At 56.6% G+C, this 12,543-nt stretch carries 11 protein-coding genes; 10 read left to right on the forward strand and 1 reads right to left on the reverse strand.

The window, feature by feature from the left end:
• Window positions 1–21: 21 nt before the first annotated feature.
• From C1J05_RS06365 to C1J05_RS06410, 10 genes are all read left to right on the forward strand, one after another.
• Complete coding sequence (locus C1J05_RS06365) at window positions 22–1,077, forward strand: quaternary amine ABC transporter ATP-binding protein (RefSeq protein ID WP_114869516.1); 1,056 nt, start codon at window positions 22–24, stop codon at window positions 1,075–1,077.
• On the forward strand, window positions 1,074–2,615 hold the full coding sequence (locus C1J05_RS06370) for an ABC transporter permease (protein WP_114869517.1): 1,542 nt from the start codon (window positions 1,074–1,076) through the stop codon (window positions 2,613–2,615). Before C1J05_RS06365 ends, C1J05_RS06370 begins: the two co-directional genes overlap by 4 nt.
• The gene (locus tag C1J05_RS06375) at window positions 2,612–3,334 is read left to right on the forward strand and encodes an alpha/beta fold hydrolase (RefSeq protein ID WP_114869518.1); all 723 of its coding nucleotides are present in this window, start codon (window positions 2,612–2,614) and stop codon (window positions 3,332–3,334) included. Before C1J05_RS06370 ends, C1J05_RS06375 begins: the two co-directional genes overlap by 4 nt.
• 238 nt (window positions 3,335–3,572) lie before the next feature.
• Window positions 3,573–5,147, forward strand: coding sequence for an inorganic phosphate transporter (locus tag C1J05_RS06380; protein ID WP_114869519.1), 1,575 nt, complete (start codon window positions 3,573–3,575; stop codon window positions 5,145–5,147).
• A gap of 13 nt (window positions 5,148–5,160) precedes the next feature.
• Window positions 5,161–6,993: a Na/Pi cotransporter family protein gene (locus C1J05_RS06385; protein WP_254684719.1), complete on the forward strand. Its 1,833-nt coding sequence runs from the start codon at window positions 5,161–5,163 to the stop codon at window positions 6,991–6,993.
• Entirely contained in the window at window positions 6,953–7,321 is a 369-nt protein-coding gene (locus C1J05_RS06390) for a hypothetical protein (RefSeq protein ID WP_162797942.1), read from the forward strand. The genes C1J05_RS06385 and C1J05_RS06390 overlap by 41 nt, the downstream gene beginning before the upstream one ends.
• A 167-nt stretch (window positions 7,322–7,488) precedes the next feature.
• A complete protein-coding gene (locus C1J05_RS06395) occupies window positions 7,489–9,918 on the forward strand; it encodes a Lon protease family protein (RefSeq protein ID WP_114869521.1) in 2,430 nt (809 codons plus the stop codon).
• Entirely contained in the window at window positions 9,918–10,697 is a 780-nt protein-coding gene (locus C1J05_RS06400) for a hypothetical protein (RefSeq protein ID WP_114869522.1), read from the forward strand. The genes C1J05_RS06395 and C1J05_RS06400 overlap by 1 nt, the downstream gene beginning before the upstream one ends.
• An 18-nt stretch (window positions 10,698–10,715) precedes the next feature.
• Window positions 10,716–11,663 (forward strand): DnaJ C-terminal domain-containing protein, encoded by a 948-nt coding sequence (locus C1J05_RS06405; protein ID WP_114869523.1) that lies wholly within the window; start codon window positions 10,716–10,718, stop codon window positions 11,661–11,663.
• Window positions 11,660–11,995 (forward strand): chaperone modulator CbpM, encoded by a 336-nt coding sequence (locus C1J05_RS06410; RefSeq protein WP_205389120.1) that lies wholly within the window; start codon window positions 11,660–11,662, stop codon window positions 11,993–11,995. Before C1J05_RS06405 ends, C1J05_RS06410 begins: the two co-directional genes overlap by 4 nt.
• Before the next feature lie 51 nt (window positions 11,996–12,046).
• Here C1J05_RS06410 and C1J05_RS06415 read toward each other — a convergent pair whose 3' ends face one another.
• Window positions 12,047–12,514: a hypothetical protein gene (locus C1J05_RS06415; RefSeq protein WP_114869524.1), complete on the reverse strand. Its 468-nt coding sequence runs from the start codon at window positions 12,512–12,514 to the stop codon at window positions 12,047–12,049.
• Window positions 12,515–12,543 lie beyond the last annotated feature (29 nt).

A 12,543-nucleotide genomic window follows, 5' to 3' on the forward strand; every position in this document is an offset into this window, starting at 1 on the left:
CCAGCCTGGACATTTTGCGCGATGAGCGATGAAACCGTTATAGAAATTTCCGACGTCTGGAAGATTTTCGGGGCCAATGCGGGCGCTGCTTTGCAGGCCATCCACGAACGCGGGCTGGGCAAGCCCGAGGTTCTGTCCGAATTCAACGCTGTCGTCGGGGTGGCCGGCGTAAGCCTGTCGGTCAAACGTGGCGAAATCTTTTGCATCATGGGGCTGTCGGGCAGCGGGAAATCGACATTGGTACGTCATTTCAACCGGCTGCTGGAACCGACCGCCGGCAAGATCCTGATCGAGGGCACGGATGTCATGGCGCTGGACCCCAAGGCGCTGCAAACATTCCGCAACCGCAAGATCGGCATGGTTTTCCAGAATTTCGCGCTGATGCCGCACCGCTCGGTTCTGGACAATGTCGCGATGCCGCTTGAAATCCGGCAGGTCAGCAAGAATGAACGCATGCGCCAGGCGGCAGCCATTCTGGATATCGTGGAACTTGGGGCGTGGGGGTCCAAATTCGCACACGAGTTGTCTGGCGGCATGCAGCAAAGGGTGGGGCTGGCGCGCGCGCTGGCCGCGAACCCCGATGTGCTGCTGATGGATGAACCATTCAGCGCGCTTGATCCGCTGATCCGGCGGCAATTGCAGGACGAGTTTATCAGGCTTAGCCAGATTCTGAAGAAAACCACCGTTTTCATCACCCATGATCTGGATGAAGCCGTGCGCATCGGCGACCGCATCGCCATCATGCGCGATGGCCGTCTGGTGCAGGTCGGAACGGCCGAGGATATCGTGATGCATCCGGCAGATGATTATGTTGCCGAATTTGTCGCCGGAATTTCCCGTCTCAAGGTGGTGCACGCAGCGGCGGTGATGCAACCGATCAAGGCCTATATCAAGGCGCATGGCCCACTGGCCGCCGATGCACCGCGCGTCAATGAGGCCGAGACGCTAAGCACCCTGATCAACCTTGCCATCGACAAAGAAAGCGCGATCCTGGTCGAATCCGGGGGCAAGGATATCGGCGTCATTTCGCGTGCAGATCTGCTGCGAACTGTGATCGAAGGGACAGAAGTATCATGAGCACGACAGCCGTGAACCCGCTTGAGGACACCGATACAGAGGCCGCGCGCGCCTATGCCAAAGAGCGGCGCGACAACATCCGCACCTTCACACGCACCAGCCCTGATTACTATATCCAGAACTTTGACAAGATCGGCGCTTCGTCGCGCTTTACGCCCACTTTCAACGCGATGGCGGGGCTGTTCGGGCCGGTCTGGTTCGGCGCGCGCGGGCTGTGGTCCTGGGCGTTGCCGTTCCTGATCATTGAAACGCTGGCCTTGGTGCAGATTGCGCGTGGCCTGTTCGGTGATCTGGCGGCAGACGCGATGGCACGCATCGCGTCAATCGAAGGCACACTGGAACTGCGGCGCGAACAACTGGCGGCTGCTATCGAGAGCAATTCTGACAAAATAGATGTTTACCAACGCACGGTGGAATCCCTTGAAGCAAACATCGGCGGCATTCGCGCCGAAGCCGCAGCGCTGGCCGATCAGGGCATCTGGATTGCGCTGGCCGGACTGATCACGCTGCTGGTTGCCAAGGCAGTGCAGGCCGTGGTGGCCAACTGGGCGCTAGAGGCCAGATTTTCAGAATGGCTGTCAGACCGGACAATCCGGTCGGGCATGCCGGTCAGCCACATTGTGCTCAGCGCCATTTTCATGATCCTGATCGCAGTGGCGGCCATGCTGCACTACAGCTTTCCGGGCCGCATATCCCTGCTGACTGAATTCCCGACTGACGAGGCTATCCGCCGGACCGGAGTAACCTGGGTTGAGGATTTCATCGCTTGGTGTGTCCGCAACAGCGAAGCGTTTTTCGATGTCTTGACGTACGGTATCCGGATGATGCTGGACACTCTGGAACTGATTTTTGTCAGTACACCGTGGATCGTGATCGCCAGCCTGATCGTATTGCTGACCTGGCTGACGGCAGGCATTCGTGCCGCGATTTTTTCGGGGGCGTTTCTGGCCTATATGGGCCTGTTGGGGTTCTGGGAAAAGGCAATGACAACACTGGCGCTGCTTGGAACGGCGGCGTGTCTTTCGATCGTGATCGGTATTCCGCTTGGCATGTTCGCCGCCCGTCGCCCACGTTTCTACGCGTTTATCCAGCCGATCATGGATTTCATGCAGACCATGCCCGCCTTTGTGTTCATGGTCCCGGTGATCGCCTTTTTCGGCGTGGGTAAACCGGCGGCTGTGATTGTCACAATGATTTTCGGTGGCACGCCGGTCGTGCGCCTTACGGTATTGGGCTTGCGTGGGGTACCCGAAAGTGTGCGCGAGGCTGCAATCTCATTCGGGGCCAACAAATGGTATCTGCTGACCAAAGTTGATTTGACACTGGCCAGCCCGTCAATCCGCGCCGGGATCAACCAGACGATCATGCTGTCGCTGGCGATGGTTGTGGTGGCATCGCTGATCGGCGCCAAGGGTCTGGGCGAGGACGTATTGGAAGCGTTGCAATATGCCAATGTCGGGCAGGGTATCCTTGCCGGATTTGCGATCCTGTTCTGCGCCATGATCCTTGACCGTATCGTGCAGGGTGCGCGCAAATGAAAACGCTTGTGTTGGTCCATGGGTTCATGGGCGGCAGCCTGCAATGGACGGGGCAGCGCGACGCGCTTGGGGACGAATACAACGTGATCACGCCGGATCTTCCCGGATATGGCGAAAACGCGCATTTGGCGGCCCCCGACAACATCATCGACTTTGCCAAATGGGTCCTTGCCGATCTGAGCGACAAAGGCGTCGAAAAGTTCCATGTGCTGGGCCATTCCATGGGGGGCATGATCGTGCAGGAAATGGCGCGGCTTGCCCCTGAACGCGTGAGCCGCCTGATCCTCTATGGTACGGGGGCGATCGGGGTTTTGCCGGGGCGGTTTGAATCGATCGGCGTTTCCAAAGAACGCGCGCGCGCCGACGGACCGCGCGCCACCGCACGCCGTATTGCAGCCACCTGGTTTCTGGAGCGGGAGGCAGCATCGGCCTATGCGCAATGCGCCGCAATCGCAGAGCGCAGCAGCCTGCAAGCCATTCATAGCGGACTGACAGCCATGCAGGAATGGAACGGGTTGTCTTATCTGCCCGATGTCGCGCAAAAGACACTGGTGATCTGGGGTGATCATGATCGCACATATCGATGGAGCCAGACCGAGCACTTGTGGCAATCCATCAAGGATGCCAATCTTGCCGTGATCCCCGGATGTGCCCATGCGGTGCACCTTGAAAAGCCGCACCTGTTCAACACCGTCCTGGGTGAATTCCTCAAGTTGTGAACCTGCACGTCGCGTTAGAGTGGCCACTGCTGATTTGACGCTCAAAAAACGCAGTTGGCCCTCTCCTGCACAAACGCCACAGATCGCCAAAAATATGGCCAATTGATCCACCTCATGGCGGGCCCGGCCTGACTGTGCTTTCCAGAACAGAGCTTGCGAAACGCAGGAACGACAGTTTCCAGTGGCGCATAAATTTGCGCGCATTCGGGGGCCAATTCGGGGCCAAGGGGGACAAGGCATGAAAACCAAAGACTATTTGATTATCGAAAGTGCGACCGGTCTGAGCCGCGCCGAAGTTGGCCGCTTGGGAACGGCGATCCTCTTCATTGTGGCGGTGATGATCTACGCAGGGTCCAAGTTCGCGCATATCGAACAGTCCTATCTGCTGGTCGCCGCTGCCGTCATCGGTGCCTACATGGCCATCAATATCGGTGCCAACGATGTGGCGAACAATGTCGGGCCTGCTGTTGGATCTTTTGCGCTGTCGCTGACAGGGGCCATTGTTATCGCCGCAATATTCGAGGCCGCAGGCGCGATTATTGCCGGTGGTGACGTCGTGAGCACCGTAAAGAAAGGCATCATCGACCCTGCGGATGTTGCAGATCCGCAAGTCTTTGTCTGGGTCATGATGGGCGCATTGACCGGTGCGGCAATCTGGCTGAACGCGGCCACATGGCTGGGCGCGCCGGTTTCGACCACACATTCGATCGTGGGCGGCGTCATGGGCGCGGGCATTGCAGCCGCGGGATGGGACGTGGTGAACTGGGACGCAATGGGCAAAATCGCCGCCAGTTGGGTCATTTCACCCGTCACCGGCGGGATCATTGCGGCCTTGTTCCTGTTCTTTCTCAAGCGGACGATCTTTTTCAAAGACGAACCGGTGGAATCCGCGCGCAAGGTTGTCCCGTTCATGATCGGGATCATGGTGTGGGCGTTTACGACCTATATTGCTCTGAAGGGGGTCAAGAAACTTGTCGAAATCGACTTTTTCAATGCGGTCCTAATTGGCCTTGTCGCCGGTCTTGTGGCGATCATTCTTGTCCGCCCGATGATCAATCGCGCGGTGCCTAGCCTGGAACACAACCGCGAAGGCGTGAACCGCCTGTTCACCATCCCGCTGATTATTTCAGCGGCTCTTCTGAGCTTTGCGCACGGGGCAAATGATGTGGCCAATGCCGTCGGTCCGCTTGCCGGTATTGTGGACGCGCTGACCGCCGGTGAAGGCGGCAGTTCGAAGGTGGCGATCCCGCTGTGGGTGATGGTGATCGGCGCACTTGGCATTTCCGTCGGGCTGGCGCTGTTCGGGCCCAAGCTGATCCGGACTGTGGGATCCGAAATCACAGAACTGGATCGCTCGCGCGCGTTTTGTATCGCACTGGCTGCGGCGATCACCGTCATTATCGCCAGCCACCTGAAACTGCCCGTCAGTTCGACCCATGTGGCGCTGGGTGCTGTTTTCGGTGTCGGCTTTCTGCGCGAATTTCTTGAACAACGGGTCGGGAGAGTGGTCGAGAATGTGTTGCACCAGCATCAAGGCGAACCTGATTTTGCCGAGGCTGAGAAAGTGCTGATGAACTTCAGGAATGCGCCGCCCGAAGACAAGAAACGCATCCTGAAGGAATTGCAGAAAATGGGCCCCGAAGCGGTGATTGATGCCGCACAACGCAAGGAGCTGCAAAAGGCGTTGAAGCGGCAACTGGTGAAACGGTCATCCCTTTTGAAAATCGTTTCAGCGTGGATCATTACGGTTCCGGTTTCGGCCGTGTTGGCGGCCTTGTTCTACTTTGTTTTGCGCGGCATGATGCTGCCATAAGGTGCGGGCTGTTATGTTGAACAGGCTATTATTGCCGACCATCCTGCTGGTCCTGTCCATCGGATTCTGGGCCAGTTCCAACTTTCAGGAAATTGCCGCCGGTGTGGCCATTTTCCTGTTCGGCATGATGATGCTGGAAGACGGGTTCAAGCTTTTTAGCGGTGGCCTTCTGGAACGCGCTTTGGAAAGCGCGACACGCTCGATCCCGAAATCGATCGGTTTTGGCATCTTTGCAACAACGATCATGCAATCCAGTTCGCTGGTGTCGGTTATCACCATTTCGTTTCTGTCTGCGGGCCTGATTACGCTTTTGGCGGGGGTCGGCATTATTTTTGGTGCCAATATCGGCACAACAACTGGCGCATGGCTGGTTGCTGGCTTTGGCCTCAAGGTCAACATATCCGCCTATGCATTGCCGATGCTGGCCATCGGCATCGTCTTGGTGTTCCAGAAATCAAAATATCTGCGCGGGGCCGGTTTTGTGCTGGCGGGGCTGGGGTTTCTGTTTTTGGGCATCCACCACATGAAAGAAGGGTTCGAAGCCTTTAAAGACCAGTTCGATCTGACCCGATTTGCACTGAAAGGGGTATTGGGGCTTGCCGTTTACACGCTTGTCGGGGCGGCGGCGACGGTTGTCATGCAATCTAGCCACGCGACGATGGTATTGGTGATCACGGCGCTGGCCGCGGGCCAGATCAGCTATGAAAACGCGCTTGCCTTGGCGATCGGTGCCAATATCGGCACGACAATCACCGCGATGATCGGATCTTTCACCGCAAATTTTCAGGGCAAACGATTGGCGCTGGCCCATCTGATCTTTAATCTGGTGACAGCCGCTGTGGCGCTGGTGTTCATCATGCCGATCCGCGTTGCGGTTGATTACATCAGCGCGGGCGTTGGAATTGCAGATACCGATTACGCCCTGAAACTGGCGGTCTTTCACACCATATTCAATCTGTTGGGTGTGATATTGATGCTGCCTGTTATTCACCGGTTGGTGGCGTTTCTGGAACGGATGATCGTGCAGCCTAAAGAAGACCTGAGCCTGCCGATATACCTGTCCGAAGCCGTTGACGAATTTCCGCAAACCATTCAGGTCGCGATGCGTCGGGAAATCCAGCACCTTTATGACAATTCCGTCGAACTGATCCTGCAAAGCCTGAACTTGAATCCCAAACAGTTGCTGGCTGTTAAGGATATCGATGCACTGGTTGCGGCAAGCCATAGCCCGGTCGAGTTTGATTTTGATATCCAGTACGAACACCGGATCAAGACGCTTTATTCGGCGATTGTAGAGTTCGCCACCCGCGCGGCCGCAAAAGATATGCCCCCTGACGTGATAGACGACATTTACAGCATGCGCGATGTGGCGGCGCAGATTGTGCGTGCGGTGAAATCGGCCAAACACTTGCGCCGTAATGCTTCCAAATACACGCAGGCGCGGCAGGGTGTGATTGCCGATCTCTATAACGGATTGCGCGCCGAAATTGGCCGTATCCTTGTCGAGATTCACAAGCTTGAGCACACCGATCCCGAAGACCGTTCCGGCCTTTGGCTGGATCAGGAACGTATTCAGGTGGAACGCGACGCACAGGAAACCAACACCCGCATCGAGGCTTTGATCCGCGACCGGCGACTGGACGCGACCAAGGCAACGTCATTTCTGAACGATTCAAATTACGCCTATAGCTTGATGCGTGATCTGCTGGGGGCCGCACGGGCGTATTACATCGAAACCGAAGAAGCCATGGCCGAGGTCGAGCGCATTCTGGCATTGGAAGACGACGAGTTGATCGACGCGGCCCTTGACGAAGAACCAGACAGCAGGGCAGGGCCAACATCGTGATGTATTTCTTGTTACTAAACTGTTGCATTGCGTGGCTACCTTTCCTTGTCAGCCGGAGGATGAGATGGGACTGAAGAAGATCGCTGAAAAACTGGATACGTATTACAAACGTCTTGAGCTTGGAAAAGCGGCCAAGATCCAGTCTGCGCATGTGGAAAAGGTGATTGCCAAGTTGCAGGCAAAGCAGGAACAGCTGAAAACTGAACTGTCGGAGACGGAAAAGCCGTCGAAAAAGCAACGGCTTGAAGGCAAGCTGGCAACCGTGGAAGAACAAATAACGCGTTCCGAGTGGCTGTTAAGGGAAATCGGCTGTGTGAAAACACCCTGACCCCGGGTGTTTACGGGGTCCTTCCATGTCAGACCGCAACCGGCGCCGACCGCTGTTGCGCTGAAATTTGACAGGTTTGACCGAAATCAAAACAATTTCCGCTTTTCAGGCGCAGAATAAACTGTGCCCCGTATAGGGCCGGGCCCCAATCGGAAAAGAGCATCGCGATGAAAGTCCTTCCTGCCGACAAGCTGCGCCAGAGTTGCGATCCGGCGCTGCTTGGCTTTGAAACAACGCAAGAGTCCACCGGACTGGTCGAACTGATCGGGCAGGATCGGGCGATGGATGCCATATGCCTGTCGTCCGGCATGACACATCGCGATTTCAACCTTTTTGTCCTTGGGCCGACCGGAACGGGCCGCCACACCGCAGTGCAAAAGATTTTGTCCGAAGATGCGGCCAAGCGGCCGGTGCCGTGTGATTGGGTTTATGTCAACAATTTCGAAGAAGCGCACAAACCCAAGGCGCTGCAATTGCCCTCTGGCACGGCGAAAACCCTGCAAACCGCGATGCAGAACCTGATTGACGATCTTGCCAATGACATTCCAAACCTGTTCGAGTCAGAAGATTATCAAAGTCAGCGGCGGGCCATCGAAGCGGAATTTGGCGAAAAGCACGAAGCGTCGATGGCCGATTTCGCCGAGCGCGCCAAAGCCGAAAACATCGCATTGGTCCGAACGCCCGTGGGGTTCATGCTGACCGCCATTCGCGACGGGAAACTGGTTAAGGCCGAAGACTTTGAACAATTGGACAAGGCGGAACAGGAAAAGATCGAAGAACAGATTGCGCGTTTGCAACAAGACCTAGCCAAAATTCTGCGCGAAGGCCCAAAGCTTGAAAAGGAACATCGCACCAAAGTCGAAGAGCTTAACGCATCAATGGCGGAACGCGCTGTTTCTGCACGGGTAAGCGAGGTGCAGGCCGAGTTTAAGGATATCGGCCCGATTTCCGGATATCTGGAAGAGGTGCACAAGGACATTATTGCAAATGCCGAATTGTTCCTGATTGCAGCAGGGGAATCCCAGAACGGGCCATTTCCAGAAGCCATCAGAAAATTTCACCGCGATTCCGAATTTGACCGCTACGTTGTGAACGTGATGGTGTCTCAGGATGCGAAAACCGCAAAAGGCGCACCGGTTGGAACGGAGGATTTGCCGTCGTTGGATCGACTGATCGGACGGATAGAGCATGCATCGCATATGGGGTCTTTGGTCACGAATTTTACGATGATCAAACCGGGTGCATTGCACAGGGCGAATGGCGGCTATCTTGTTCTGGATGCGCGGCGGTTGCTCAGCGAGCCGTTTGCATGGGATGCGGTGAAACAATCTATCCGCAATGAATCCATCACCATCACGTCCCTGTCTGACCGGCTAAGCCTTGTGGCCACGACCACGCTGCAACCCGATCCGATCCCTCTTGATCTGCGGGTTGTTCTGGTTGGTGATCCGTTTCTTTATGGCTTGCTTGTTATGCTGGACCCGGATTTCAACGATCTGTTCAAGGTGCAGGCTGATTTCGAAGATGCCATAGACCGGACAAAGGACAACCTGATCCGGTTTGGCCAGTTGATTGCGGCTTATGTATCCAAAGAAGATATGTTGCCGATGACCGCGCAAGGCGTTGCCAGCGTTCTGGACGAATCCACCAGAATGGCAGAGGACACGGAAAAGCTGTCCCTGCGCATCGGCGCGTTGGGCGATTTGATCCGCGAGGCCGAGCATTATGCCCGCGCACGGTCCAGCCGCCATATCGAAAATGGTGATATTGAGCGCGCCGTGCAGGAAAGAGACCGGCGCGCATCGCGCATCAAGGACCGGATGCAGGAAGCCATCGCGCGAAAGACCATTCTGATTGATACCAAAGGCGCGAAAACCGGCCAGATTAACGGTCTTTCTGTATTGGGTATCGGCAGTTACCGCTTTGGGCGGCCATCACGCATCACGGCGCGGGTGCGCATGGGGGCGGGCAAACTGGTTGATATCGAACGCGAGGTCGAATTGGGCGGCCCGCTGCATTCCAAAGGCGTGATGATCCTGTCCGGATATCTTACGTCGACCTATGCGCAGGATGTGCCATTTTCACTGCACGCCAGTCTGGTGTTTGAACAAAGCTATGGCGGCGTTGATGGCGACAGCGCATCTTCTGCGGAGCTTTACGCGCTTTTGTCCGCACTTTCCGGGGTGCCGATCGATCAGGGTTTGGCAGTGACCGGTTCGGTCAACCAGCTTGGCGAGGTGCAGGCAATAGGTGGAGTAAACGAAAAGATAGAAGGCTTTTTCGAAACCTGCAAAGCACAAGGCCTGACAGGGTCGCAAGGCGTTCTGATCCCGCAGGCCAACGCCGCGCATCTGATGTTGCGCACTGAGGTTGTTGAGGCCGCTCGCGACGGGCAGTTCCGCATCATTCCGGTCGAAACGATCAACGAAGGCATTGCGATCCTGACAGGAACACCCGCTGGCATCCGCACCGCTGACGGGTATTTTGAACCTGAAACAATCAATGCAAAGGTCGAACAGCGCCTGCGTGACTTCGCCCATACGCGCAAAGCATTTGCGCGCATGTCAGAAGCGGCCAAAGAACAGGGTGATACATAATGTCCGCACCGGCGTCTTACACAAGGATACTGATCGGCGCGGGCTGTTTTGCCGATGCCGAGACAGCGATCCGTCTGGCCGACCGGATCGCGGCAAGTCTGCCGGCGGAACTGGGCGGTGTTCTGGTTGATGAAGGGTTGATGATCGATATCGTCAGCCTGCCGGGGCAGCGGGTGGTTTCGTCCGCGGGCGTGTTGCAGGTGCCCCCCTCTGTCCGGCAGGTGCGCAGCCTGATCGAGGCTGACGCAAAGGCCTTTCGCAGCAGATTGTCGGCGATAGCACGCACGCGAACGGTGAAGTGGTCATTCGAACAACGCAGTGGCGAATTGATCAGCGGCCTGTGCGAGGCGGCAAAAGGCTGGGACATCCTGCTCTTGGGCTATCGCGAAATGCACAAACGTCCGGGGCAGGTTGTTGTCGTCGCGTTTGCATCGCCGCGCGTAGAAAAAGCCAGAAAACTGGCCAATGATCTGGCCCGCGTTTTGAAGGCTGATGTTCTGGAACTGTGCCTTGGCACCGGGCAAGACACCGGGGAAACATCCGGCCCGCGCAGCATCGCAGTCAACACCGAACGCGAATTGCTGTTGCAGCTTGGCCGGATCAATGCGTCGGCTGTGGTTGTCGATCTCGCGGCAAGTCCACTCCGTTCTGGGGATCAGTTGCGCCATCTTCTAGAGGCGGCACGCTGCCCGGTTTTTGTGCTTGGCGCCGAACAGGGATTTGTCACGGCATCGCATGTTGAAAAGCCTGATCTGACTGACGATCACCGCCCAAAGTAACCTCGGGACACAAAGCAAATGACATCCAAAATTGATGATCCATACAAAGTGATTGGCGTTAAGCCCGACGCAACCGATGCGGAAATCAAAAAGGCCTATCGCGCGCTGGCCAAGGAACTGCACCCGGATATCAACCCTGGCAACGCCAAGAACGACGAACGGTTCAAGAAAGTCTCGGCTGCGTATAATTTTCTGCGCGATCCGGAAAAGCGGCGCCGCTTTGACGCGGGCGAAATAGACGCCACAGGAGCGGAAGTACCGCCGCGGGAATTCTATCGCGATTATGCGGGATCGGGGCAAGCTAACCGCTATCAGACGACCGGAGACTTTGACGATTTGAGTGACATTTTCGCGCGCGCCTTTGGCGGACGCGCTGGAATGGGCGGCGGTCGGTATGACAGCGCTGGCGGGATGCGCATGCAGATGCCCGGCGGCGATGTGCAATACAATCTTGAAATCAGTTTTCTGGGTGCTGTGAATGGTACCAAATACCCGGTAAAAACGCCCGACGGTCACAGCCTTGAAATCAGCATTCCGGCAGGTATCGAACACGGACAAACGCTGCGACTTGCGGGTCGTGGGCAGCCCGGTTTCAACGGTGGCCCGCCGGGTGATGCCCTTGTGCATGTAGGCGTCGCGCCTCATCCACATTTTGAACGTGACGGTGCGGATATCCTGCTTGATCTGCCCATTTCGATTGATGAAGCCGTGTTGGGCGGAACGGTGTCGGTGCCCACAATAGCGGGCCGGGTCAAATTGCGTATCCCTGCGGGATCAAGCGGCGGGCGCGTGATGCGCCTGAAAGGCAAAGGTGTGTCTGCCAAGGGGCGCAAGGCAGGCAACCAGCTTGTCACACTCAGGATCGTGCTGCCTGACCACATAGATGCAGACCTGAAATCCGCAATCGAAAACTGGCACAAAGCCCATCCCTATGATGCCCGCAAAGGCTGGAAAGGAGAAAGATGATGCTGACCAAATCCGAAATGCTGTCGCGCATCGACCGGCTGACCAAATCGCGGCTTGATATCTGTGTAACGCAATCCTGGGTTACACCGCGTCAGGGTGATGATGGGCCGGTCTTTGACGCGTTCGATGCAGCCCGGTTGCAACTTATCGTCGATCTGACCGAAGATATGGCCGTCAATGACGATGCGGTTCCGATCATCCTGTCGCTTGTCGACCAGTTGCACACTATGCGCGCCCGTTTGCGGGCGCTGGATCGTGCGGTTGCCGATCAGGACGATGCCGTTGCCGATGCGATCGCGGCGCGTCTGGCCGACCTGATCGACAGCGATTAGGTGCAGTGCTGAATTAGTGTGCCATATGCGCGCGTGTCCGGACCGACCCGGTCAACGCGCCCAACGGTCAAAAGCCGGATTGCGATAGGTTACGGAAATGTTGATCTTCACTTGGGGCTGGCGGGTTTGCACTTCATCCAGAACCTTTTCGACGAATCGCAGGAACCGCGCGTTGCGCATTTCTGCGCGCGACATGCGTCGCGTGGAACTGGTGATCGACATCGTGCTGTAACAACATCTGGCATGCAGTTGCAGGACTTGCGGATCATGGGTAAGACAGTGGCTCAGGCAATGCCAGAATATTTCGGTTTCGGGGCTGCCTGGCGCCAGCAAGACCCTTGACTCCGGGTCCGCAAGAACGGTTTCGAACACAGGTGCAGCCGATCTGTTGGTATGGATCGCAACATCAATACCGTGATCCAGGCCGAAATCAGTAAGGCGCAGTTCAAGCTTGGTTGTCCGTGAAGTCAGGTCGGGGCCATTTGGGCCTGCCAGAAACCCGGTGAAATCATGCGGCATGCGATCTCTCCCTTTTCGGGCAGGTCTGC

This window comes from Sulfitobacter sp. JL08, assembly GCF_003352045.1.
Classification (GTDB): domain Bacteria; phylum Pseudomonadota; class Alphaproteobacteria; order Rhodobacterales; family Rhodobacteraceae; genus JL08.